Raw genomic sequence first — 21,941 nt, forward strand, 5'->3', positions numbered from 1 at the left:
ACCTGTTGAAGAGGAGGAGGGGACGGAGTTCCAGGCGCTGAGAGCGGCGAGGGATGTGATGCGGGCGGAGCGTCACCAGCCGCTCAGCGAGCCGAGGGGAGCCAGCGCACGCGCGGCGTCACGCAGCGCGCCGACGTGGCGGGCCGCCACGGAGAGGCGCGAGATCGAGGTCGAGAGCGTCACCGCCCCGACCGGGCGGGCCGCGTCGTCGTGGATCGGCACCGCGAGGCAGCCCCGATCGGAGGTCAGCAGGGCGACCTGCTCGGTGTACCCGCGCACGGCGTACGCCTCGTGGATCGCGCGCACCTCGTCCGCCGGCGGGGCGACGCGCCAGTTCGGCGCCTGCGGCAGCCGGCGGTCCGGGTGCGAGACGAGCCAGAGATGACCGATCGCCGAGCGCGTGGGGTCGGCGAGGAGGGCTTCGAGGTCCGACAGCGGCTGGGACTCGTCCTCGTCGAGGACCATCAGTCCTGAACGGTGGAAGGCGAACAGGTGCACGGCCTCGCCGGTGTCGTCCCGCAGCCGCGCCACCACGGCGGCGTGCTCCGGCCGGGTGCGCGCGCCCACGATCGCGGCGAGTTCCAGCACGCGCGTGCCGAGGAGGAACCCCGAGAAGTCGCCGCGGCGCACGAGGTACTCGTCGCGCACGAGGGAGTTGACCACGCGGTAGACCGTCGCGCGGGGCGCGCCGACGGCACGGGCGATCTCGGCCGCCGAGGCGCCGCGGTCGTCACGCGCGACCTGCTCGAGGATCTCGAGGGCCAGGCCCAGACCCTTCTCCGGCAGGCGGGTGTCGTCCGCGAGGCCCGCGCCGCTCACGTCCGCGCCGGCCCGTCGATGCAGTCGGCGTCGGTGGGCCAGTCGTGCACGCCGACTCTCGCGGCGACACGGGGATGCCGCGCCAGTCGGACCGACCCGGCGACCACGACCGCGGCGAGGATTCCCACGGACCACAACAGGCCCGCCGGATTGTCGCGCAGGGTCGCGGCGAGGTAGAAGCCCAGCACACACAGCAGACCCGCGAGCGGCACGACGCTGAGCAGGACCGCCCGAACGGTCAGCTCGCCGATCCGCGCGAGGAACGCCGGAGCCGCCGCGCACACGAGCGCGTATGCGAGCACGAAGCCGAGGATCGACGCCGGTGAGGTGACGATGCGCATGTCCTGCCTGCTGCCGCCCCACGCGAGGATGGCAACGGGCACCAGCGTGACCACAGCGGCGAGAAGCACACCGCCGATCGCCGGCACCCCGCGCCGCGACACACGTCCGAACACCGCGGGCATCAGCCCCTCGCGGCTCATCGCGAAGACCAAGCGCGTCGCGGCGTTGGTCATCGCGAGCGCGCACGCGAGGAACGAGATCGCCACGATCACGTCGATGAGGGTCGCGAGTCCCGTGACGGAGGCGAGGGATGCTGCACCCGGCCGCTCCGCGACGATCGACAGCTGAGCCGCGGTGCCGACGAGCATCACGAGCCCCGTGGCTCCGACGCTCACCATGATCGCGCGGGGGACGGCGGCGAACGGGCGACGGGTCTCGGGGCCGAGCGCGGCACCGCTCTCGAATCCCACGAAGCCGATGAGGGCGAAGGCGACGCCGGTGATGATCGCCTCGAGCGACACGTCCGGGGCGCGGGGGATGAGCAGACCGACGTCCCAGCGGGTGAGGCTGAGCGCGGCGATGGAGAGGCCGAGCACCGTCACGACCGCGATCGACTCGAGCGCCAGCAGCACGCGTGTCGACATGCGCAGCCCTCGCGCGACGATGAAGGCGATGACCGCCCCGAAGCCGGCGATGAGGGCGATCACAAGCCACGGGGGAGCGTCGCCTCCACTCAGGATGTTCGCCAGTCGCGTCGACCCGGAGGCCAGCGTGTTCATCGCCACGGCGACGTAGCCGATGCCCAGCGCGGCGCCGGCGATGAGACCGGCGTGCGATCCGAGCCCCCGCACCGCGAACGTGTAGAGGGACCCCGTACTCGCGATGCGTCGCGCGAACATGCCGATCACGAGCCCCACGCCCACCACGAGGGTGATCGTGATCGCGATGTCGAGGAAGGCGAAGGAGCCGCTGCGTGCGAAGGCGGCGGCGGGATGGATCAGGAGCACGCCGGCGGGAGCGGTGGCGGCCACGGACTGCGCGACCACATCGATCGTGTGGGCATGGCGTCGGCGGAGACCGGCGAACGGCGAGCTGGCGCCGAGGTCGTTGCGCGGGCGAGCCCGCTCGATCGCGTCCGCGAGTGCACTGCTCACGCGACCTCCTCGCTTCCGACGCTCGCCGCCGTGCGGCTGGCCGTGACGCTACCGGCTGCGCGTTGCCGGGAACGACGGGGCATGTTTCGGCCTCGTGACGAGCCGTGGGAACGAAGGACGTCGATCGCGCGGCCTCGTCTCACGAAGTTTTCGCCCGGCGTTCGCGGCCCCGAATCATCGGGAAACGGCGGCGTCCAAGAATCGGCCTCGATGCGGGTGCGAGCCGCGTCATCGCCGTCGAAAGGACTCTTGTGACCGAACAACAGCTCTCCACCGAGGGGGACTCGCCGCCCTCGGACCCGCGGCCCTCGAGGCGGGGCCGCTTCCTCACTCCCCGCACGCTGGGCATCGGCTCGGCGCTCGCCGCGACCGCCGCGGCTGTCGCGCTGGTGTTCGCGACGCAGACCGCCGTGCAGGCGACCTCGTCTCCTGAATCGCCGGCGTCCACCCCCATCGCCGCAGACAGCACCGACGAGGACGCCCCCGAGAAGGCGACGGAGGTTCCGAAGCCGACCACCGTCGCCGCCGCGTACGACGGGCTCACCGGCGCCGAGGTCGAGTACGTGCGCTTCCTCGGCGCCCAGGACGCCGCGTTCGCCGCGGGCAAGGACCTGTTCGGCGAGCCCGGCCTGCAGTTCCTCTCGACCGACGTCGCCGACCCGCAGGCGTACTCGGACGGGCACCGCCGGCTGCTCTCGCTGTACTACGACTACGCCACCAACGAGTTGGTCAGCATGATCGTCAACGTCACCAACGGCGCGATCGAATCGGTCGACCGTGCGTCGGGCACGCAGCCCGCGCCGACCGACGCCGAGACCTCGTTCGCGTGGGAGCTGCTGCTCGACGACGACTCGGCGCAGCCCGTGGTCGACGAGTTCGCCGCCCTCACCGGCGGCTCCGTCCTGACCCCGGCATCCGCCGAGGTGCTCCTCACCGCCCACTCGTTCGTGACGGATGCCGGATCCTTCGGCGCCGAATCGTGCGGCATCGACCGGTGCGTGCAGGTGCTCGCCCAGGTCGACGGCGGTGCCTTCCTCACCACCAGCACGTACGTCGTCAACCTGTCGACGCGCGCCGTCCTGTCCATCTCATGACCATGGAGACACTCCCGATGAAACGAACGTCCCTCCGCCGGCTTCTCGGCGCGGGCACCGCGATGGCCCTCCTCGCGGGCGGCCTCGTGCTGTCGGCGCCGGCCGCGGCATCCGCGCAGACCGTCACCGAGGCATCCTGCTCCGGCGAATCCCTCGTCTCGGAGACACTGGAGTCCGGCTCGAGCTGGCAGATGTGCTGGCGCCTCGACACCTACCGCGGCCTCGTGCTCGACAAGATCGCGTACCAGCCGCGCGACGACGCGGCGCCGATCCTCGTGCTCGACTCGATCGCGCTCGCCCAGCTCAACGTGCCCTACGACACCGGAGCCACCGAGTACAACGACGTCACCACCTACCAGGTGGGTGGCCGTCGCCTGCAGGCGATCGAGGCGGTCGACTGCCCGGTCGGCGAGGTCTTCAACGCCTGGGTCGACGCGACCCGCGGCGCGATCCCCGCGCTCTGCATCGGCGAGGAGGACTCGGGCCTCGCGTACCGCTCGAACATCGCGCGCGACGCGCTCTACGCGGCGCAGGGAACCGACCTCGTGCTGCACACGGTGTCGCGCATCGGCTGGTACGAGTACCAGACCGAGTACCGGTTCCACGATGACGGCGAGATCTCGGTGCGCCTCGGCGCGACCGGCGACCTGTCGCCCAACGACTACGTGAACGTCGTCAACCAGGGCTGGCCGATCGCGCCGGGCCAGGAGGACTTCGCCGTCAACCACTACCACTCGGCCTTCTGGCGCGTGGACTTCGGCATCGACTCGGGCGCGAACCAGGTCGTCGAGAAGTTCGCCACCACCCCGACGGGCGAGTACGGCACGACGGGCGACACCGGCCACACCGCGATCCTCGAGACGCAGCTCACCCAGGTCACGAACGAGACCAAGACGATGGGCGCGAACCGCGAGGCGTACCGGGTCGTGAACCCGGAGAGCCTCAACGCGGACGGCCACGCGCGCTCGTACGAGATCATCGTGCCGCGCGACCAGGCCTACAACCTCAACCCCGAGACCGACTTCGACATCGCGTTCACGTCGGCGAAGTCGGACGAGGTGCACGCGAGCCACAACCTCATCCCGTCGAAGGCGGGCCAGATGGTCACCGACTACATCGCCGACGGCGAGTCGCTCGAGGACCCGGTGGCGTGGGTGAACGTCGGCTTCCACCACATCAACCGCGACGAGGACCAGAGCCCCATGCCGATCCACTGGCAGGGCTTCACCCTCTACCCGCGTGACTTCGCCGCGCAGAACCCCAACATCCCCGAGGGCCGCAAGTGGGTCAACGGCGACATGCGGGGCGTTCCGAACCCCAACATCACCCCGACGCCGACGGCGTCGCCCACGCCCACGCCGACGACCGAGCCGACGGGTGAGCCCACCCCGACCGCGACGCCGACGACGCCGGGCAACGGCAACGGCAACGGCAACGGGAACGGCAACGGGAACGGGAACGGGAACGGCAACGGGAACGGGAACGGGAACGGGAACGGGAACGGGGCTACGCCGGCCGCCGCCCCCGTGACGTTCGGCTCGGGCGAGGTCGCTCCGGGGGCCGCGCAGACGGCCACGGCGAGCGGATTCACCCCTGGCGAGACGGTGAGCGCCGTGCTGCACTCCGACCCCGTCAACGTCGGCACGTTCGTCGCCGACAGTGAGGGTGTCGTGACCGCGCAGTTCGTCGTCCCGTCGGCCACGCCGGCCGGGGAGCACACCCTCGTGCTGACCGGGCAGACCTCGTCGGCGGTGGCGCAGGGCACGTTCACGGTGGCGTCCGCGTCGCCCGCGGCGGTGTTCGGCGCTCTCGCCGCCACAGGCACCGATGCGAACCGCTGGGCGCTCTCGGGGCTCATGCTCCTGGTCGCCGGCGCGGGCCTCGCCGGCACCTCGTGGTACCTGCGGCGTCAGCAGAGCCTGAAGGCTCACGCCTGACCCGCTCCCGCGGGGCGGCGCCCGGCGCCGTCCCGCGGGACCCTTCCTCGGCGCAGCTCGCCGGGGACGAGGCATCCGACAGAAAAGGACAACTGATGCGCAACCGCATCGCCGCACTCGGCGTCGTGCTGGCCTTGTCGACCGTGATCGTCGGCGGCACCGCGGTCGCGCTCGGGCTGACGACGCCGAAGGACTCGGCTCCGCAGGCGGCAGCCTCGGGAGCGATGACGGATGCCGCGACCTCCGCCTACCCGACGCTCGAGGATCACTGCTACATCGAGGGGATGATTCCCCACCACGAGCAGGCGCTCGAGTTGAGCGGCCTGGTGCTCGAGGCCGCCGGCGTGCGCGAGCGCACACGCGCGCTCGCCGAGTTCATCGTCGCGGACCAGACCGCTGAGATCGACACGATGCGTGCGTGGCAGACCGCGTGGCGCGGCGCCATCCCCGCCGAGGGCGCGGCCGTCGGCCACCAGGGTCACGGCGGTGCCCCGGCCACCGCCGGTGCGATCCCGACCGGCTGCGGTGACCACGCGCACGCGGAGATGAAGGGCATGGCGACCGCCGAGCAGCTGGCCGCGCTGGCCGCGGCCGACGGGGCCGCCGCCGACCGGATGTTCCTCGAGCTGATGATCGCGCACCACGTCGGCGCGCTCGAGATGGCCGAGAGCGCCGTCCGCGAGGGGTCGAACGCGTTCGTCCGGAACTCCGGCAAGCACGTGCTCGTCGAACAGGAACGCGAGATCGCCGCGATGACGGCGCTGCTCGCCGAGGTGCCGTGATCTCGGTCGCTCAACAGGTCAACCGGGCTTCGACAGGCGATTCGCGCCGGGTCGGATCCTGCGAGACCGCGGTTGACCTGTCGAAGCGTGGCGGCGGCGCGCGGGGCGGCCGCAGGCGGGGCATGCTCGTGGCCATCGGAGCGGTTGCGGCTCCCGTCGTCTCCGCGCTCGTGGTCGCCGCCGCCTTCGGGGTCGCGACCGTCCGCAACGACTCGATGAGCCCGACCCTGCACAGCGGCGCCACCGTCGTGTTCGATCGGTGGAGCGCGCCCGCCCGCGGCGACGTCGTCCTCCTCGTCGACCGCGAGGCCTGGTCGGGCACGCCCGACACGCTCATCGTGAAGCGGATCGTCGGCGTCGGCGGGGACGTCGTGGTCTGCTGCGAAGCGGGCAGCGGTCGGCTGCTCGTCAACGATGACCCCCTCGACGAGCCGTACGCCGGCGAGGTGCGCCCGGGTGGCGGCATCCCGTTCCGCGTCACCGTGCCCGAGGGGGCCGTCTGGGTCATGGGCGACAACCGCGCCGGCTCGGCGGACTCGCGCCTCTCGGTGTCCGAGCCCGGCCAGGGCGCCGTGCCGCTCGGCGACCTCCGGGGGACGGTGGGTCTCTGGTGGGGTGGCTGATCCCGCACGGCCCTCGAGAGCCGCGCGAGGCATAGCCTGGAGACATGGCGACGAAGCCTCCGACAGCGGACATCGACGAGACCCGCGTGCGCGCGAAGCGACCCAAGAAGGTCGCGGTGGGCGTGCCGGCCGTGCTGCACGCGCTCGAGATCGCGAACGAGCAGATGGGCGTCGCGCGCTCGGTTCAGACGCTGATGCGCGTCAACCAGAAGGACGGCTTCGACTGTCCCGGCTGCGCGTGGCCGGAGGAGGACAAGCGCCACATCGCGGAGTTCTGCGAGAACGGCGCGAAGGCGGTCGCCGAGGAGGCGACGCTGCGCCGCGTCGGTCCGGAGTTCTTCGCGGCGCACTCGCTCGACGAGCTGCGCGCCCACGACGATTGGTGGCTCGGGCAGCAGGGGCGCCTGACGCACCCGATGGTGCTCGAGGAGGACGCGACGCACTACCGCCCGATCTCGTGGGACGACGCGCTCGCCCTCGTCGCCGACGAGCTCAGGGCCCTCGACGACCCCGACGAGGCTGTCTTCTACACCTCGGGTCGCACCTCGAACGAGGCGGCGTTCCTCTACCAGCTGTTCGTGCGCGGGCTCGGCACGAACAACCTCCCTGACTGCTCGAACATGTGCCACGAGTCGTCGGGCTCGGCGCTCACCGAGACGATCGGCATCGGCAAGGGAACCGTGTCGATCGAGGACGTCCACGAGGCCGACCTGCTGATCGTCGCCGGCCAGAACCCCGGCACGAACCACCCCCGCATGCTGTCGGCCCTCGAGAAGGCCAAGCAGCGCGGCGCGACGATCATCGCGGTGAATCCGCTCCCTGAAGCGGGCCTCATGCGGTTCGAGAACCCGCAGACGGTGCGGGGCGTCGCCTTCGGCGGCACGAAGCTCGCCGACGAGTTCGTGCAGATCCGGCTCGGCGGCGACCAGGCGCTGTTCCAGGCCATCGGCAAGCACCTCCTCGAAGCCGAGGCGGAGCGGGGGAGTGTGCTCGACCACGAGTTCATCGCGGAGCACACGAGCGGTTTCGACGCCTACCGTCAGGCGATGGCGGATGCTGCGTGGCGCGACCTCGTCGCCGCCACGGGCCTCCCCGAGAAGGCGCTGCGCCGGGTCGGCGAGGCCGTGCGCACGTCGAAGGCCACGATCGTCTGCTGGGCGATGGGACTGACCCAGCACAAGCATTCGGTGGCCACGCTGCGCGACATCGTCAACGTGCTGCTGCTGCAGGGCAACATCGGGCGACCCGGCGCGGGCGTCTGCCCGGTGCGAGGGCACTCGAACGTGCAGGGTGATCGCACCGTGGGCATCTACGAGAAGCCGTCGACGACGTTCCTCGACGCGCTCGACGCCGAGTTCGGCTTCGCCGCTCCGCGCGAGCACGGCTTCGACACGGTCCAGGCGATCCGGGCGATGCGCGACGGCCGCGTGCGGTTCTTCATGAGCATGGGCGGCAACTTCGTCTCCGCCACCCCCGACACCGCCGTCGTCGAGGCCGGGATGGCGCGGGTGGGGCTCACCGTCCACGTGTCGACGAAGCTCAACCGTTCGCACGTGGTCACCGGCCACCGCGCGCTCATCCTCCCGACGCTCGGGCGCACCGACCGCGACCGTCGCGGCGGTCGCGAGCAGCGGGTCACGGTGGAGGACTCGATGGGCGCGGTCCACTCCTCGCGCGGCCGTCTCGTTCCGCCCTCGGAAGAGCTCCTCAGCGAGGTGGCGATCGTGGCGCGGCTGAGCGGCCTGGTCTTCGCCCCCCGTTCGTTGAGCGAGCGAGGAACGAGCGAGACGAAACGCCCCGAACGCGGCGCACACCCTGACCCCGCCTCCGACCACGGGCTTCCCGAGCACGGCGCGGCGGAGGCCGAGCGTCCGGATCCGGCCGGGGTGCAGCATCCGTCCAACGTCCCGCAGGCGGACTGGGCGGCGCTCGAGGCCGACTACGCGCTCATCCGCTCGCACATCGAGCGGGTCGTGCCGGGCTTCGACGACTACGAGGAGCGCATCGACAAGGGGCGTACGCTGCACCTGCCGAACGGCCCGCGCGACGCGCGCCGTTTCGCGACTGTCGACGGCAAGGCGCGGTTCACGGTGAACCGGCTGGAGTATCCGGTGATCCCGCGCGGTCGGGTTCTGCTGCAGACCCTGCGCTCGCACGACCAGTACAACACCACGATCTACGGCAAGGACGACCGGTACCGCGGCATCCACGGCGGCCGGCGCGTGGTGCTCGTGAACGCTAAGGACATCGTGTCGCTCGGGTTCGCGGAGAACGACGTCGTCGATCTCGTTTCGGAGTGGACGCGCCCGGACGGCACGATCGAGGAGCGCCGGGCGGAGGAGTTCCGCATCGTCGCCTACCGCACGCCGCGGGGGAACGCCGCCGCGTACTATCCCGAGACGAACGTGCTGGTACCCCTCGACTCGGTCGCCGACGTCTCGGGCACACCCACGTCGAAGTCGGTGATCGTGCGGCTCGAGCGCCGCGCGTGATCTGCGCGCCCGCGCCTAGGCTGGACGCATGACCCGAGCCGCTGTCGTCACTGTGTCGGACCGCTCGGCCGCGGGCTCGCGGGCGGATGAGAGCGGACCGCTCGCCGTCGCCGCGCTCCGCGAGGCAGGCTTCGACTGTGCAGATGCCGTCGTCGTTCCCGACGGCGCCGACAGCGTCGAGCGCGCCCTCACTGCGGAGGTGGTCGCGGGCGTCAAGCTCATCATCACGACCGGCGGGACGGGGGTTTCGCCGCGCGATCAGACGCCCGAGGGCACCGCGCGCGTGGTGACCCGCCAGATCCCCGGTATCTCCGAGGAACTGCGTCGCCGCGGTGCCGCCGAGAAGCCCGTGGGCATGCTCACGCGCGGAGTGGCCGGCGTCGTCGACCCCCACGGGGTACTCGTGGTGAACCTTCCGGGATCGCCCGGGGGCGTGGCATCCGGCATGCCCGTCGTGGTCTCGGTCGCCCGCCACGTGCTCGACCAGCTCGGCGGGAGCGACCACTGATGGCCGTGTCGACCGATGCCGTCCGCATGGCGGCGATCAGCGCCGAGCCGCTCGACCTCGACGCTCACCTTCGCGCCGTCGACGACGCGCACATGGGCGCCGTTACGACGTTCGTGGGGCGCGTGCGCGATCACGATCCGGATGCCGCCACCGCCGTCGTCGCCCTCGAGTACTCCGCTCACCCCGACGCCGCGGCGACGCTCTCGCGGCTGGCGGCGGCCGCCATCGGCTCGACCGGAGCGCTGGTCGCGGTGTCGCACCGGATCGGAACCCTGCAGGTCGGCGATGCCGCCGTCGTGATCGCGGTCGCCTCGGCGCACCGGGCGGAGGCCTTCGAGGTCTGCCGCACCCTCATCGAGGCGATCAAGACCGACCTCCCGGTGTGGAAGCGCCAGGTCGAGTCCGACGGCACCGCGACCTGGCTCGGCCTCGGCGGCTGAGCGGGGGTCAGCCGCCGGCGAAGGGCGGCAGGACGTCGACGAGCTCGTCGGCGCTGAGAGGGGTGTCGTCGTCGACGCGCGAACCGCCGACGAGCACGGCGCAGCGGGGGAGGATCCCGCCGAGGCCCGGGTACGCCGCCGACACGGCGTCGCGCAGCGCGCCCAGCGTGGTCTCGGAGCGGCGTTCGGTGTCGAGGCCGGTCGCCTCCTGTGCGGCGGCGAAGTATCGGACGACGGCCACTAGACCTCCCACTCGTTCGCCATGGCCGTGATCGCGGCGACGGCGGCCGCCGTGTCTTCGGGCGAGCCGCCCGCGCGACCCGCGACGAGTCCGGCGGCGAACGCGCTGAAGGGGGCGGCCGGGCGTGCGACTCCGAGCGCGACGTCGCGTGCCAGATCGAGGATCAACGCCACGGGAAGCTCTTCCGGCGCGAGGTCGAACCGCTCGCGCAGCGCGTCGGCCCACGCGTCGAGGGCCTCGGGCGGAAGGGTGCGGGACTGCTCGCTCATGACGGCTCCTCCGGTCCGTGCTCGGCCCGCCTTCGGGCCTCCTTCAGATCCTCCCACGTGTCGACGTCGCGGGTCAGGTCGTCGGGCGCGGCGACGACCGTGATCGCGAGATCGTCGAGCAGCGCGCGGACGGGGGCGTCTCGACCGGCATCGGGAAGGACGGATGCTGCGGCCCGCAGCGCGCCCGTGCGGTAGGCGCCGATCAGCCACTGCGGCCGGCTCGTCGCGTCGGCGAGGCAGACGCCGTCGCTGTCGGAGGGGAGAAGTGGGATGTCGCCGACGAGCCTGGGCACGGCGGCGCCGATGCCGGGAAGGTCGCAGGCGAGCAGCAGCGTCCACGCCGGGTCGTCCTGCTCCGGCCAGGAGGCGAGGGCGGCGACGACGGCAGCTGCCGGTCCGGTGAACGGCGGGTCCTCGCGCACCCAGTCGACCGGCAGCGTCTCGTCGAGGACCGGGGCCACCACGGTGAGCGGCCGGGCGGCAGCATCCGTCGCCGCCGTCACCGCCGCCGCCAAGAGAGTGCGCCCGCCCACATCGAACAGCGGCTTCGCCGCGCCGTCGACGCGGGACGCGCGGCCGCCGGCCAGCAAGATCGCGCCAAGGCCGCCACGAGTCGGAGTCATGCCTCGCCCGGGCGGTGCCAGTCGCCGCTCTTGCCACCGGTCTTCGTCACGATGCGCACGTTCTCGATCGAGGTGCCCTTGTCGAGGCCCTTCACCATGTCGACGACCGCGAGCGCGGCGACCGAGACAGCGGTGAGCGCCTCCATCTCGACGCCCGTGCGGTCGGCGGTGCGTACGGTCGCCTCGATGTCCACCCCGTCGTCGACGATCGCGAGGTCGACCGTGGCGCCGTGCACGCCGATGACGTGCGCGAGGGGCAGGAGCTCGGGGGTGCGCTTGGCGGCCTGGATCCCCGAGATGCGCGCGACGGCGAGCACGTCGCCCTTCGGCACCGCGCCGTCACGCAGCGCGGCGACGACGTCGGCGGCGCACCGGACGAACCCGCGCGCAGTGGCGGAGCGCACCGTCGGCTGCTTGAGCGTCACGTCAACCATGCGGGCGTGTCCCGCTTCGTCGAGGTGCGTGAACGTCGGCTGCTCGGTGCTCATGAGATCAGCATGACATCGACGAGGTCGCCTGCTGCGACGGCGTCGACCTCCGCCGGCACGATGGCGTACGCCTCGGCGCGACCGAGTCCGCCGGCGAGGTGGGATCCGCCGGAGGTCGCGGGGGTCACGCGCCACGCGCGGGGATCGGTGCGGTCGATGGTGACGGGAAGGTACTGCCGCCGCCCGGGCGGCGTTCGCCAACCGGCGGCCGCGGGCAGCGTGAGAACGCGGTCGTCCCGCACGAGCCGACCCTGCATGAGCAGCAGGGCGGGCCGCACGAAGACCTCGAACGACACGGCGGCGCTGACCGGGTTGCCGGGCAGACCGAACAGCAGCGCGCCCGAGGGCAGGCGGCCGAAGCCCTGCGGCTTGCCGGGCTGCATCGCGACCTTCGAGAACGTCATCGTGCTCGCGAGCGTCGTCTTGACGACCTCGTACGCGCCCGCGCTCACGCCGCCGGAGAAGACGACGACGTCGGCCGGCCGCGGTGACCGCGGATCGGTCACCTCGGCCAGCACCGCATCGAGGTCGCCCGGCTCGTCGGGAACGCTCGCGCGCCGCACGACGTCGGCGCCCGCGTCGGTGGCGAGGGCGGCGAGCAGCACGCTGTTCGACTCGGGGATCTGCCCGCGGCGCAGCGGCGCCCCGGGCTCGACGAGCTCGCTGCCGGTCGAGATGACAGCCACACGCGGTCGCCGCGAGACCGCCACCTCCGCCACGCCGCACGCCGCGACGGCCGCGACCTGCAGCGCGCCGAGTACGACCCCCGCGGGGAGCACCTCGTCGCCGGTCAGGGCGTCTTCTCCCGCGCGGCGGATATGTGCACCGACGGCGCGCGGCGCTCGCAGCACCGAGATCGACCCGAGCGAGTCGGCGAGTCCGCCGGCCGTGTCCTCGAAGGGCACGATCGCATCGGCGTCGGAAGGGACGGGCGATCCCGTCATGATGCGGGCGGCCTCACCGGGCGCGAGCGACGGGTCGGCGGCGGTCCCGGCAGGCAGGTCGGCGACGACCTGGAGCGTCACCGGAGCGTCGGGGGCGGCATCCATGACATCCGTGAAGCGCACGGCGAAGCCGTCCATCGCGGAGTTGTCGAAGACGGGGATGTCGACGGCCGCCCGCACCGGTTCGCTGAGCGTGCGGCCGTGGGCGTCCGTGAGAGGAATGCGTTCAGCGGGCAGCGGCTGGGCGGCGGCCAGCACGTCGGCGAGCTGCTCCTCGACGGCGCGGAGCCCGCTCACGCGTGCACCGCGCTGATGTCACGGCTGTACGCGTCGATGCCGCCGGCGAGGACGGATGCCTCGACCCCGGCGTCACGCAGGGCCGCCGCTGCGCGCTGCGCGCGCATGCCCACCTGGCAGACGACGACCACCGCCGGCGCCCCGACCCGCGACGGGTCGGCGAGCACGTCGCCGAGGGGCAGCAGCACCGAACCCGGGATGACCCCCCGCTCGGTCTCGAAGGGCTCGCGCACGTCGAGCAGCACCGAGCCGGCGCGCTGGGCGGCCATCGCCTCCGCGGGGGAGAGCTGCGGGATCGCGGGACGCGGTGCCGCATTGCCTCGGATCGATGAGGGGACCGCGGTTGCAGCCGAGGTCCCACCCGACGCCGGCCGCAGCGGCACCTCGTCGGTGCGACCGCGGAGCGCGTCGATCACGAGCACGCGGCCCAAGAGCGGGTCGCCGACCCCGGTGATCAGCTTCACGGTCTCGGTCGCAAGGAGTGAGCCGACCTGCAGACACAGGGAGCCGAGCACGCCGACCTGTGCGCACGACGGGGCTTCGCGCCCGGCGTCCGGCGGGTACAGATCCGCGAGTCTGACCGGTCGCTCTCCCGCGGGCGGAGCCGACCAGAAGACGGTGACCTGCGCGTGGAACTCCTGCACGACGCCCCAGACGAGCGGCACGCCGAGCTGCTCGCACGCCACGGCGACAGCCTCGCGCGTCTCGAACGTGTCGGTGCCGTCGACGACGACGTGAGCGCCCGACAGGAGCTCCGCGGCGTTGTCGGGCGTGAGCAGCGCACGCACCGGACGCACCACGGTGGTGGGTGAGAGGTCTGCGGCGATGCGCACCGCCGAGTCGACCTTCGGCGCCCCCACATCGCCCACCCGATGCATGACCTGGCGCTGGAGATTGGATGCCTCGACCAGGTCGTCGTCGATCACGGTGATGGTGCCGACCCCCGCGGCCGCGAGGGCGAGCACGACGGGAGAGCCGAGGCCACCGGCCCCGACGACGGCGACGTGCGCCGCGGCGAGCCGACGCTGGGCGATCTCGCCGAAGCCGGATAGCACACGGTGACGTGCGGTGCGCGTGCGTTCGGCGTCGGTCAGCTCGGCGACCGGCTCGACGAGCGGGGGAAATGCCATGCCCTCAGGCTAGCCGCGCCCGTGCCGCCGAAGGCCGGTCGTTCGGCGGCTCCGATCTGCCGTTCGCCGGTCGCCTCGACGACCTTGCACGTCGGCCAGGTGGTCTCCGCGACGGATGCGCAGTCCAACTTCACGATCCTCAGCTCGTCCGGGCGCACTACGACATCTGCGGCCAGCTGTCGTAGCGGGCGCTGAGACAAGCACGTCATGGGGCGACGCACGAGGCCGCAGGACGTCATGTTCCGGCGCAGGGGATGGGCGTCCGGCCTAGCCTGCGTGCATGGGTGACGTGGTGGGTCTCGTAGCGCGGACAGGCCGGGCGGTTACGCCCGACGACCCGCGAGAGCCGCCCGTGCTGGAACGAGTCTGGGCCGAGGCTCTTCCGGAGCTCTCCCGCCCGGTCGCCCCCGTCCGGACGCCGCAGCCGCGGGTGCTCGTCCTGAACGATGACGTCGCCCTCGAGCTCGGCCTCGATCTCGACTACCTGCGGTCGTCCGAAGGGGTCCGCTTCCTGACCGGTGAGTCGCTCGCGTCGGGGTCCACCCCCGTGGCCCAGGTATACGCGGGCCATCAGTGGGGCGTCTACAAACCGATCCTCGGCGACGGTCGCGCGGCGCTCCTCGGTGAGCGGCGTGACCGCGGCGGACGCCTACGCGACGTGCACGTGAAGGGGATCGGCCCCACGTCGATGTCGCGCGTCGACGGGTTCGCCGTCGTCGGGCCGATGCTTCGCGAGTTCCTCATGACCGAGGCGATGCACGCGCTGCGGGTTCCCACCACACGGGCGCTCGCCGTGGTCGCCACCGGTGCTCCTCGCGACCATGATGATCGCGTGCTGCCCGGCGCCGTCCTCACGCGCACCGCGGCCAGCCATGTGCGGTTCGGCTCGTTCGAATACGTGCGAGCGCAGGGGGACCTCGCGCTGCTGCGCCGGCTCGCGGATCACGTCATCGCGCGCCACCACCCGGCGGCGGCCGAGGCCGATCATCCCTATCGTGCACTGCTCGACGGGATCGTGGACGCGGTCGCGGCCCTCACCGCCGACTGGATGCGCACCGGCTTCGTGCACGGCGTGCTCAGCACCGACAACGTGCTGGTGTCCGCGGAGACCATCGACTACGGACCCTGCGCCTTCCTCGACGCGTACGAACCCGGTGCGTACTTCAGCTCCATCGACGAATTCGGCCGCTACGCCTACGACAGGCAGCCCTCGATCATGCGGTGGAACCTCGAGCGGCTGGGTGAGGCCCTCGCGCCGCTGCTTGCGGACGATCCCGCTGCCGGGACTCTCGTCGCCGCGGAGATCGTCGACGCGTTCGACGCGCGCTATCGGTCGCACTGGACCGCAGCGTTCCGGCAGAAGCTCGGCCTCGACGATCGGATCGACGCGCAATTCGCCGCCGAGCTCGCCCAGGGCGCCCTCGACCTGCTCGCCGACCACGGGGTGGACTTCACCGGGTTCTGGCGCGATCTCGCGGCGGCCGCGGAGCACGATCAACAGCCGCTGCGTGATCGCTTCCTCGGCCCGGTCGCCGCGCTGGACGCGTGGCTCGTCCGATGGTCGGCGCTGGCGCCGGACGCCGCCCTCATCCGGGCGACGAACCCGCTGTACATCGCCCGCAACCACATCGTCGAGGAGGCGCTGCAGGCAGCGACGGACGGGGATCTCGCGCCCTTCGAGCGGCTGCGCGACCTGGTGCGCGACCCCTACACCGAGCGATCTGGGAGCGAGTACCGCCGCTTCGCGCGGCCGGCGCCCGACGGCACGGCCCGGCACCGCACCTTCTGCGGCACGTGACCTCGGGCTCGACCCTGCTGGGGACTACTCGGCGTCCGGACCGCGGTACTTCTTCGGCAGTCCGGCGACCACGAGTTCGTAGGATCGGTCGATCGCCTCGCGAAGCTCGTCATCGGGAATGCCGCCGCCGGTCCTGAGCCGGTTCCAGCCGGAGCGACCGATATAGGCCGCGACGCTCGCGTCGTCCGGATAGCGCGTCAGCCAGTCGTCTGCCTCGTCACGGGTCGTCGCCGCCTTGACGCCGATCGAGCTGCCATCGCCGAGGAAGACGAAGATCTTGCCGCGTTCGCCCGGACCCACCTTGAAGACCGGGTCGTCCTCCCAGGGCACGTCCTCCCACGCTCCCCACTTCGCGGCGCAGTAGGCGCGGATCTCCTCGGGCGTCACGCCCTCAGTATCCTCGCTCGCTCCTCCGCAGGCGAGCCTCCGGCTGAACGCCGGTCGGGACCCTTTCCGCGCCAACCCCGTGACAGGGGTGTCCGCATGTGCGGCGATGCCGAACAGATATGCACGCATCTGCGGTGCTAGCGTGAGGGTGTGAGCAGCTACAAGATCGCCGAAGCAGCGCGCCTTCTCGGCGTGAGCGACGACACCGTGCGGCGGTGGGTCGACGCGGGGACGCTGCCGACGACCGGGGCATCGCCGATCGAGATCCCCGGCGACGCACTCGCGGCGCACGCGGTCGGGCTGGCCGCGGCGCCTAAGGATCCGGCCGACGTGCTCTCCAGCGCCCGCAATCGGTTCGTCGGGCTCGTCACGCGTGTGCAGATCGACGGCGTCATGGCGCAGGTCGACATCCAGTCCGGACCGCACCGCGTGGTCTCGCTCATGTCGTCCGAGGCCGTGCGCGAGCTCGCTCTCGAACCTGGCTCCCTGGCCGTCGCCGTGGTCAAAGCCACGAACGTCATCGTCGAAACCCCGAAAGGCTGACATGCCGCGCTCCGCGCTTCTGCTTACCTCCGTCGTCCTCGCCTCGCTCGCACTGGTGCTCACCGGCTGCGCCACCGGCGCCGATCAGGATCCGGCGGCGACGTCCGCGCCGACGACTTCGGCCGAGCCCGAGCTCGCCGGCGACCTCACGGTGTACGCGGCGGCATCGCTGAAGGCGGCGTTCGATGAACTGGCGACGGAGTTCGAGGCGCAGCATCCGTCCGTCGATGTCCAGCCGATCACGTACGACGGCTCGTCGACCCTCGCGACCCAGATCATCGAGGGCGCTCCGGTCGACGTGTTCGCGTCGGCGGACGAGAAGAACATGCAGAAGGTCGTCGACGAAGGCCTCGCGTCGGGTCCGCAGCTGTTCGCGACCAATACGCTCGTGCTCGTGGTCCCCGCCGACAACCCCGGCGGCGTGGAGAGCCTGGACGACCTCGCGAACCCCGATCTCACCGTCGTGCTGTGCGCCATCGAGGTGCCGTGCGGGGCGGCGTCTGCGACGCTGCTCTCGAACGCCGGCGTCACGGCGAGCGTCGACAGTTACGAGCAGAACGTGACGGCGGTGCTCACCAAGGTCGCCACCGGTGAAGCCGATGCGGGACTCGTCTACGTGACGGATGCGGCGACCACCGACGACGTCGACGCGATCGAGGTCGACGGCGCCGACGACGTCGTGAACCGCTACCCGATCGTGGCTCTCTCCGCCGCGGCGGACCCCGACGTCGCCGACGCGTTCGTCGCGTTCCTGCTGGGCGACAAGGGGCAGGAGGTGCTCGCGGCCCTCGGCTTCGGGGCGCCGTGACCACCACCGAAGCGGCGCACGCGCCCGCGCGCGAGGAGCGCGCGGGGTTCGTGCCGCGGGTGCTCGCCGTGCCCGCGGTGATCGGGCTCGCACTGCTCATCCTGCCGCTGGGCGCACTCGTGCTGCGGGTCGAGTGGGGGACGCTGTGGAGCGACGTCACCTCGCCCGAGGCGCTCTCGGCCCTGGGACTCTCGCTCGCGACCGGCGCGGCGGCCACCGTGGTGTGCGTCGTGCTGGGGGTTCCGCTCGCGCTCCTCATCGCCCGGAGCACCGTGCGCACGGCAGCCGTGCTGCGCGCCCTGGTGACGGTGCCGCTCGTGCTGCCGCCCATGGTCGGCGGTGTGGCGATGCTGTTCCTCTTCGGCCGCACCAGCTGGCTCGGCGGCATCCTCGCGGAGTGGGGCATCCGCATCCCGTTCACGACCACCGCCGTCGTGATGGCGCAGACCTTCGTCGCGCTGCCCTTCCTGGTGCTCGCACTCGAGGGCGCGCTGCGGTCTACCGGCGTCGGCTTCGAGCAGGCGGCGGCCGGCCTCGGGGCGGGGCGCTGGACGATCCTCGCCCGCGTGACGCTCCCGCTCGCCGCCCCGGGCCTGGTCGCCGGCATCGTGCTGTGCTTCGCGCGCGCGATCGGCGAGTTCGGTGCGACGGCGCTGTTCGCCGGCAACGCGCCCGGCGTGACTCAGACCATGCCGCTCGCGATCTACACCGCCTTCAACGGCGCGGGCGTCTCACAGGGCACAGCCGTCGCGCTGTCACTGCTGCTGCTCGTGACCGCCGTCGGCGTGCTGCTCCTCGTGCGCGCCTGGCGAGCGGAGGCGCCGCGATGAGCGCGGTCGTATCGGAGCGAGGACGGGATGCCGGGCCCGGCGCCGCAGCGGGGCTCGACGCCCGCGTGCTCGTGCGTCGCGGCGGGTTCGCCCTCGATGCCGTCCTGCAGGTGCCGGGCGGATCGGTGGTCGCCCTCATGGGTCCGAGCGGCGCCGGCAAGTCGACGCTGCTCGGGGTGCTCGCGGGGCTGACGGGTTTCGACGAAGGTCACGTACGTCTCGGGGGTCGCACGCTCGACGAGTCACCCGCACGCCGGACACCCCCCGCGTCGCGCGGGGTGGTGCTGCTCGGCCAGGATCCGCGTCTGTTCCCGCACCTCAGCGCGCGCGACAACGTCGCGTTCGGGCTGCGCGTGCACGGCGCGACCAAAGCCGCCGCCGCGGACGGAGCCGTCGACTGGCTCCGGCGCGTCGGCCTCGAGGATCTCGGCGGGCGGCGTCCCGCGCAGCTGTCGGGGGGCCAGCAGCAGCGCGTCGCACTCGCCCGTGCGCTCGCGACGGCGCCCGCCGCGATCCTCCTCGACGAGCCGCTGACGTCGCTCGACACCGAAACTGCCGGCGACGTGCGCGCCCTCCTGCATCAGCAGCTCGCGGCGACCGGAACCACCGCAGTCGTCGCGACCCATGACGCGGTCGACGCCGTGGCGCTCGCGAGCCGCCTCGTCGTGCTCGAGGACGGCCGCGTCACGCAGGCCGGTCCCGTGCGTGAGGTGCTCGCGTCGCCGGCGACCCGGTTCGCCGCGGCGGTGGCGGGGCTGAACCGGGTGGTCGGAACGGTGGATGCTGCGGCCTGGCGTGCGGGAAACCTCGTGCTGCCGGCACCGGCGGGGGCGCAGCATCCTGCCGCTGCCGTGTTCCGTCCGAGCGATGTCCGGGTCATCGACGGGGCGCCGAGCGGTGCGGGGGAGTGGACCGCGCACATCGTGCGGCTCGAGCAGACGCCCGCGGGGGTGCGGGTGCGCACCGCCGAACCCGACGTCGCGGTGGACGTGACCGCCGACCGTGCGGCGGGGCTGGCACCCGGGGATCCGATCACGCTGCGGGTGGACCCGGCCGACGTGCGCTTCGTCGTCGAGGCCTGAGCCATAGACTCGGCCGGTGATGCGAATCCGCCCCTTCCGGCCGGGTGACGAGCCCGCCCTCGCCGAGATCTGCCTCAAGACCGCGGACGCCGGCGCCGACGCCACCGGTCTGCTCGACGACGACGACCTCTGGGCCGAGATCTTCGTGCTCCCGTACGCGGCGCGTCACCCCGAGTTCGCGTTCGTCGTCGAGACGGACGATGAGCGCGTCGTGGGCTACGTCGTCGGTGCGCCGGACTCCGCCGCTTTCGAGCACTGGTTCGAGACCGAGTGGTGGCCGCGGTTCGCCGAGCGGTGGCCGAAGCCGCAGGGGGACCCGCTGCCGATGAGCGTCTCCCGGCAGGACGGCATCGTCCGCTACGCGTACGCGCGCCGCGGCGGCGCGCAGCCGTTCGGGGACGCGTACCCTGCGCACCTCCACATCGATCTGCTGCCCGAGACCCAGGGGCAGGGGCTCGGCCGCCGCCTCATCGAGACGCTCGAGGAGGCGCTCCGCGAGGCCGGCGCGCCCGGCCTCCACCTCGTTGCATCGTCCGACAACACCGGCGCCATCGCGTTCTATCCGCGCGTGGGGTTCGAGCCGCTGCCCTCGCCGGAGGGCACGCGGGTCTTCGCGACGCGCCTCTGACGGCGACGAGGCGGCCGTGCCGCCGGGTCGCTGGTGAAAGCTCCGGGCCGGATCGCGCAGCGACGCCCGAAATCGGGGCGGTACAGCCGTTTGAGCCCGGCGCTGTGACACGGACGCGAGCGCGTTCGCGCTCGGGCGTCAAGCCCGTGCCTCCCTTCGGTCACTCCCGTAGTCTGCGGGCGTGGACGATGTCTCGGCGCCGACCGGCCGCGAGCCGGAACTGACCGCTGTGCCGCGTGCGGACGGCTCCGCGCCGCGCGCGCTCGTGCTCGGGGCCACCGGCTACATCGGCGGACGCCTGGTGCCACGTCTGCTGAACGCCGGGTACGAGGTCCGCGTGCTGGCGCGCGACCCTGCCCGCGCCGCGGCCTTCCCCTGGGGCGACCGCGTCGAGATCGTCCGCGGAGACGCCACCGACGCGGCATCCGTCGGCGAATCGGTTCGGGACGTCGACGTGCTGTACTACCTCGTCCACTCGATGTCGGGCGGCGCGACGTTCGCTGACGCCGATCGTCGTGCTGCCCAGACGGTGTCGCGGGCGGCTGCTGAGGCGTCGGTGCGCCGGATCGTCTATCTCGGGGGCCTGCACCCGGACGGCGTGACGCTGTCGCCGCACCTCGAGTCGCGCGTCGAGGTGGGGGAGACCTTGATGGAAAGTGGCGTGCCGACGATCGTGCTGCAGGCGGGCGTCGTGATCGGGTCGGGGTCGGCGTCGTTCGAGATGGTGCGCCACCTGACCGAGGTGCTCCCGTACATGCCGGCACCGAAGTGGGTGCGCAATCGCATCCAGCCGATCGCGGTGCGCGACGTGCTGCACTACCTGCTCGGCGCCGCGCGTCTGCCCGCCGACGTGAACCGGGCGGTCGACATCGGCGGCCCGGATGTGCTGCGGTACGGCCAGATGATGAACGGCTACGCGGTCGAGGCGGGGCTGCCGCAGCGGCCGATCGCGGCGCTGCCGGTGCTGACGCCCCGGCTCGCCTCGCACTGGGTGAACCTCGTCACGCCGATTCCGCGTTCGATCGCGCGTCCGCTCGTCGAGTCCCTGCAGAACGAGTGCATCGTCAAGGACCGCGCGATCGACGCCCTGATCCCGCCACCCGAAGGCGGACTCACGCCGTACCGGACGGCGGTGCGGCTCGCGCTCGGCCGGGTCGAAGCGGACGCGATCGAGACGAGCTGGCAGGACGCCGAGGTGCTGGGCGCGCCGAGCGACCCGCTGCCGAACGACCCCGACTGGGCGGGACGCGTCGTGTTCACCGACGTGCGCACCGCGCACACACCCGCATCGCCCGCTGCGCTGTGGGCGGTGATCGTGGGGATCGGCGGCGAGAACGGCTGGTACTCGTCGCCCTTGCTGTGGGCGGTCCGCGGATGGATGGACCGGCTCGTCGGCGGCATCGGACTCGCGCGCGGACGACGCAGCAAGGGGCGGCTCGCCGTCGGCGACGCCCTCGACTTCTGGCGCGTGGAGGCTCTCGACCCGGGACGGATGCTGCGCCTCCGCGCCGAGATGAAGGTGCCGGGGCTCGCGTGGCTCGAACTGAAGGCGTCGCCCGATGGCGACCGCGGCGGCTCACGCTACGATCAGCGCGCCGTGTTCTTCCCGCGCGGGCTGGCGGGGCGCCTGTACTGGCTCGCGGTGGTGCCGTTCCACGGGTTCATCTTCGCCGGGATGGCGCGGCGCATCACCGCGACGGCGGAGGCCGCGGCGGAGTCCGCCCAGCCGTGACCCTGTCGGT

Annotated in this window: 23 protein-coding genes; 14 read left to right on the forward strand and 9 right to left on the reverse strand. The window is 72.4% G+C overall.

The window, feature by feature from the left end; all coding sequences use genetic code 11:
* Window positions 1-72 precede the first annotated feature (72 nt).
* Entirely contained in the window at window positions 73-819 is a 747-nt protein-coding gene (locus ACFC1K_RS07265; protein ID WP_375871043.1) for an IclR family transcriptional regulator, read from the reverse strand.
* Window positions 816-2,255: an APC family permease gene (locus tag ACFC1K_RS07270; protein WP_375871044.1), complete on the reverse strand. Its 1,440-nt coding sequence runs from the start codon at window positions 2,253-2,255 to the stop codon at window positions 816-818. Before ACFC1K_RS07270 ends, ACFC1K_RS07265 begins: the two co-directional genes overlap by 4 nt.
* Before the next feature lie 251 nt (window positions 2,256-2,506).
* Between ACFC1K_RS07270 and ACFC1K_RS07275 the strand changes: the two genes are divergently transcribed.
* The 7 genes from ACFC1K_RS07275 to ACFC1K_RS07305 all read left to right on the forward strand — a co-directional run bounded on the left by ACFC1K_RS07275 (window position 2,507) and on the right by ACFC1K_RS07305 (window position 10,131).
* On the forward strand, window positions 2,507-3,349 hold the full coding sequence (locus ACFC1K_RS07275; protein ID WP_375871045.1) for a hypothetical protein: 843 nt from the start codon (window positions 2,507-2,509) through the stop codon (window positions 3,347-3,349).
* A 17-nt stretch (window positions 3,350-3,366) separates the two neighbouring features.
* Window positions 3,367-5,286, forward strand: a complete 1,920-nt coding sequence (locus ACFC1K_RS07280; RefSeq protein WP_375871046.1) for a hypothetical protein — start codon at window positions 3,367-3,369, stop codon at window positions 5,284-5,286.
* A gap of 95 nt (window positions 5,287-5,381) precedes the next feature.
* Window positions 5,382-6,068, forward strand: coding sequence for a DUF305 domain-containing protein (locus tag ACFC1K_RS07285; RefSeq protein WP_375871047.1), 687 nt, complete (start codon window positions 5,382-5,384; stop codon window positions 6,066-6,068).
* Between the two features lie 122 nt (window positions 6,069-6,190).
* Window positions 6,191-6,691, forward strand: coding sequence for a signal peptidase I (gene lepB, locus ACFC1K_RS07290; RefSeq protein WP_375871048.1), 501 nt, complete (start codon window positions 6,191-6,193; stop codon window positions 6,689-6,691).
* A gap of 44 nt (window positions 6,692-6,735) precedes the next feature.
* Complete coding sequence (locus ACFC1K_RS07295) at window positions 6,736-9,183, forward strand: FdhF/YdeP family oxidoreductase (protein WP_375871049.1); 2,448 nt, start codon at window positions 6,736-6,738, stop codon at window positions 9,181-9,183.
* A gap of 28 nt (window positions 9,184-9,211) precedes the next feature.
* Entirely contained in the window at window positions 9,212-9,691 is a 480-nt protein-coding gene (locus ACFC1K_RS07300; RefSeq protein WP_375871050.1) for a molybdenum cofactor biosynthesis protein B, read from the forward strand.
* Window positions 9,691-10,131 carry a molybdenum cofactor biosynthesis protein MoaE gene (locus tag ACFC1K_RS07305; RefSeq protein ID WP_375871051.1) on the forward strand — a complete coding sequence of 147 codons (441 nt, stop codon included), beginning with the start codon at window positions 9,691-9,693 and terminating at the stop codon, window positions 10,129-10,131. The genes ACFC1K_RS07300 and ACFC1K_RS07305 overlap by 1 nt, the downstream gene beginning before the upstream one ends.
* A gap of 7 nt (window positions 10,132-10,138) precedes the next feature.
* Here ACFC1K_RS07305 and ACFC1K_RS07310 read toward each other — a convergent pair whose 3' ends face one another.
* The 6 genes from ACFC1K_RS07310 to ACFC1K_RS07335 are packed head-to-tail and all read right to left on the reverse strand — an operon-like array spanning window position 10,139 to window position 14,123.
* Window positions 10,139-10,372, reverse strand: a complete 234-nt coding sequence (locus tag ACFC1K_RS07310) for a MoaD/ThiS family protein (RefSeq protein WP_310285044.1) — start codon at window positions 10,370-10,372, stop codon at window positions 10,139-10,141.
* Entirely contained in the window at window positions 10,372-10,641 is a 270-nt protein-coding gene (locus ACFC1K_RS07315) for a DUF6457 domain-containing protein (protein ID WP_056369179.1), read from the reverse strand. The genes ACFC1K_RS07310 and ACFC1K_RS07315 overlap by 1 nt, the downstream gene beginning before the upstream one ends.
* Window positions 10,638-11,264: a molybdenum cofactor guanylyltransferase gene (locus ACFC1K_RS07320; protein ID WP_375871052.1), complete on the reverse strand. Its 627-nt coding sequence runs from the start codon at window positions 11,262-11,264 to the stop codon at window positions 10,638-10,640. Before ACFC1K_RS07320 ends, ACFC1K_RS07315 begins: the two co-directional genes overlap by 4 nt.
* Window positions 11,261-11,752 (reverse strand): cyclic pyranopterin monophosphate synthase MoaC, encoded by a 492-nt coding sequence (gene moaC / locus ACFC1K_RS07325; protein WP_310285042.1) that lies wholly within the window; start codon window positions 11,750-11,752, stop codon window positions 11,261-11,263. The genes ACFC1K_RS07320 and moaC overlap by 4 nt, the downstream gene beginning before the upstream one ends.
* Window positions 11,749-12,993: a gephyrin-like molybdotransferase Glp gene (gene glp / locus ACFC1K_RS07330; RefSeq protein ID WP_375871053.1), complete on the reverse strand. Its 1,245-nt coding sequence runs from the start codon at window positions 12,991-12,993 to the stop codon at window positions 11,749-11,751. The genes moaC and glp overlap by 4 nt, the downstream gene beginning before the upstream one ends.
* Entirely contained in the window at window positions 12,990-14,123 is a 1,134-nt protein-coding gene (locus ACFC1K_RS07335) for a ThiF family adenylyltransferase (RefSeq protein ID WP_375871054.1), read from the reverse strand. The genes glp and ACFC1K_RS07335 overlap by 4 nt, the downstream gene beginning before the upstream one ends.
* A 280-nt stretch (window positions 14,124-14,403) precedes the next feature.
* Between ACFC1K_RS07335 and ACFC1K_RS07340 the strand changes: the two genes are divergently transcribed.
* Window positions 14,404-15,921, forward strand: a complete 1,518-nt coding sequence (locus ACFC1K_RS07340) for a YdiU family protein (RefSeq protein ID WP_375871055.1) — start codon at window positions 14,404-14,406, stop codon at window positions 15,919-15,921.
* Between the two features lie 24 nt (window positions 15,922-15,945).
* On the opposite strand, the gene ACFC1K_RS07345 is transcribed toward ACFC1K_RS07340, so the two are convergent.
* Window positions 15,946-16,308: an MmcQ/YjbR family DNA-binding protein gene (locus tag ACFC1K_RS07345; protein WP_310285032.1), complete on the reverse strand. Its 363-nt coding sequence runs from the start codon at window positions 16,306-16,308 to the stop codon at window positions 15,946-15,948.
* Between the two features lie 150 nt (window positions 16,309-16,458).
* Here ACFC1K_RS07345 and ACFC1K_RS07350 point away from each other — a divergent pair, with 150 nt between their 5' ends.
* The 6 genes from ACFC1K_RS07350 (at window position 16,459) to ACFC1K_RS07375 (ending at window position 21,931) form a co-directional block, all read left to right on the forward strand.
* The gene (locus ACFC1K_RS07350; RefSeq protein ID WP_375871056.1) at window positions 16,459-16,851 is read left to right on the forward strand and encodes a molybdopterin-binding protein; all 393 of its coding nucleotides are present in this window, start codon (window positions 16,459-16,461) and stop codon (window positions 16,849-16,851) included.
* Window position 16,852: 1 nt separating this feature from the next.
* On the forward strand, window positions 16,853-17,659 hold the full coding sequence (modA, locus tag ACFC1K_RS07355; protein ID WP_375871057.1) for a molybdate ABC transporter substrate-binding protein: 807 nt from the start codon (window positions 16,853-16,855) through the stop codon (window positions 17,657-17,659).
* The gene (locus ACFC1K_RS07360; protein ID WP_310245172.1) at window positions 17,656-18,489 is read left to right on the forward strand and encodes an ABC transporter permease; all 834 of its coding nucleotides are present in this window, start codon (window positions 17,656-17,658) and stop codon (window positions 18,487-18,489) included. Before modA ends, ACFC1K_RS07360 begins: the two co-directional genes overlap by 4 nt.
* Window positions 18,486-19,571 carry a sulfate/molybdate ABC transporter ATP-binding protein gene (locus tag ACFC1K_RS07365; protein WP_375871058.1) on the forward strand — a complete coding sequence of 362 codons (1,086 nt, stop codon included), beginning with the start codon at window positions 18,486-18,488 and terminating at the stop codon, window positions 19,569-19,571. The genes ACFC1K_RS07360 and ACFC1K_RS07365 overlap by 4 nt, the downstream gene beginning before the upstream one ends.
* Before the next feature lie 16 nt (window positions 19,572-19,587).
* Window positions 19,588-20,199 carry a GNAT family N-acetyltransferase gene (locus tag ACFC1K_RS07370; RefSeq protein ID WP_375871059.1) on the forward strand — a complete coding sequence of 204 codons (612 nt, stop codon included), beginning with the start codon at window positions 19,588-19,590 and terminating at the stop codon, window positions 20,197-20,199.
* A 181-nt stretch (window positions 20,200-20,380) separates the two neighbouring features.
* Entirely contained in the window at window positions 20,381-21,931 is a 1,551-nt protein-coding gene (locus ACFC1K_RS07375; RefSeq protein ID WP_375871060.1) for an SDR family oxidoreductase, read from the forward strand.
* Window positions 21,932-21,941: the final 10 nt, after the last annotated feature.

It is taken from the genome of Microbacterium sp. NPDC056057 (assembly GCF_042266945.1).
GTDB classification, from domain to species: Bacteria; Actinomycetota; Actinomycetes; order Actinomycetales; family Microbacteriaceae; genus Microbacterium; species Microbacterium trichothecenolyticum_C.

Excerpts from the sequence above, each read along its gene's own strand:
- ACFC1K_RS07335 (WP_375871054.1), bottom strand. The coding sequence starts at position 14,123 with ATGGCATTTCCCCCGCTCGTCGAGCCGGTCGCCGAGCTGACCGACGCC.
- ACFC1K_RS07365 (WP_375871058.1), top strand. The coding sequence starts at position 18,486 with ATGAGCGCGGTCGTATCGGAGCGAGGACGGGATGCCGGGCCCGGCGCC.
- ACFC1K_RS07300 (WP_375871050.1), top strand. The coding sequence starts at position 9,212 with ATGACCCGAGCCGCTGTCGTCACTGTGTCGGACCGCTCGGCCGCGGGC.
- lepB (WP_375871048.1), top strand. The coding sequence starts at position 6,191 with ATGCTCGTGGCCATCGGAGCGGTTGCGGCTCCCGTCGTCTCCGCGCTC.
- modA (WP_375871057.1), top strand. The coding sequence starts at position 16,853 with ATGCCGCGCTCCGCGCTTCTGCTTACCTCCGTCGTCCTCGCCTCGCTC.
- ACFC1K_RS07320 (WP_375871052.1), bottom strand. The coding sequence starts at position 11,264 with ATGACTCCGACTCGTGGCGGCCTTGGCGCGATCTTGCTGGCCGGCGGC.
- ACFC1K_RS07285 (WP_375871047.1), top strand. The coding sequence starts at position 5,382 with ATGCGCAACCGCATCGCCGCACTCGGCGTCGTGCTGGCCTTGTCGACC.
- ACFC1K_RS07315 (WP_056369179.1), bottom strand. The coding sequence starts at position 10,641 with ATGAGCGAGCAGTCCCGCACCCTTCCGCCCGAGGCCCTCGACGCGTGG.
- ACFC1K_RS07280 (WP_375871046.1), top strand. The coding sequence starts at position 3,367 with ATGAAACGAACGTCCCTCCGCCGGCTTCTCGGCGCGGGCACCGCGATG.
- ACFC1K_RS07295 (WP_375871049.1), top strand. The coding sequence starts at position 6,736 with ATGGCGACGAAGCCTCCGACAGCGGACATCGACGAGACCCGCGTGCGC.
- ACFC1K_RS07305 (WP_375871051.1), top strand. The coding sequence starts at position 9,691 with ATGGCCGTGTCGACCGATGCCGTCCGCATGGCGGCGATCAGCGCCGAG.
- moaC (WP_310285042.1), bottom strand. The coding sequence starts at position 11,752 with ATGAGCACCGAGCAGCCGACGTTCACGCACCTCGACGAAGCGGGACAC.
- ACFC1K_RS07340 (WP_375871055.1), top strand. The coding sequence starts at position 14,404 with ATGGGTGACGTGGTGGGTCTCGTAGCGCGGACAGGCCGGGCGGTTACG.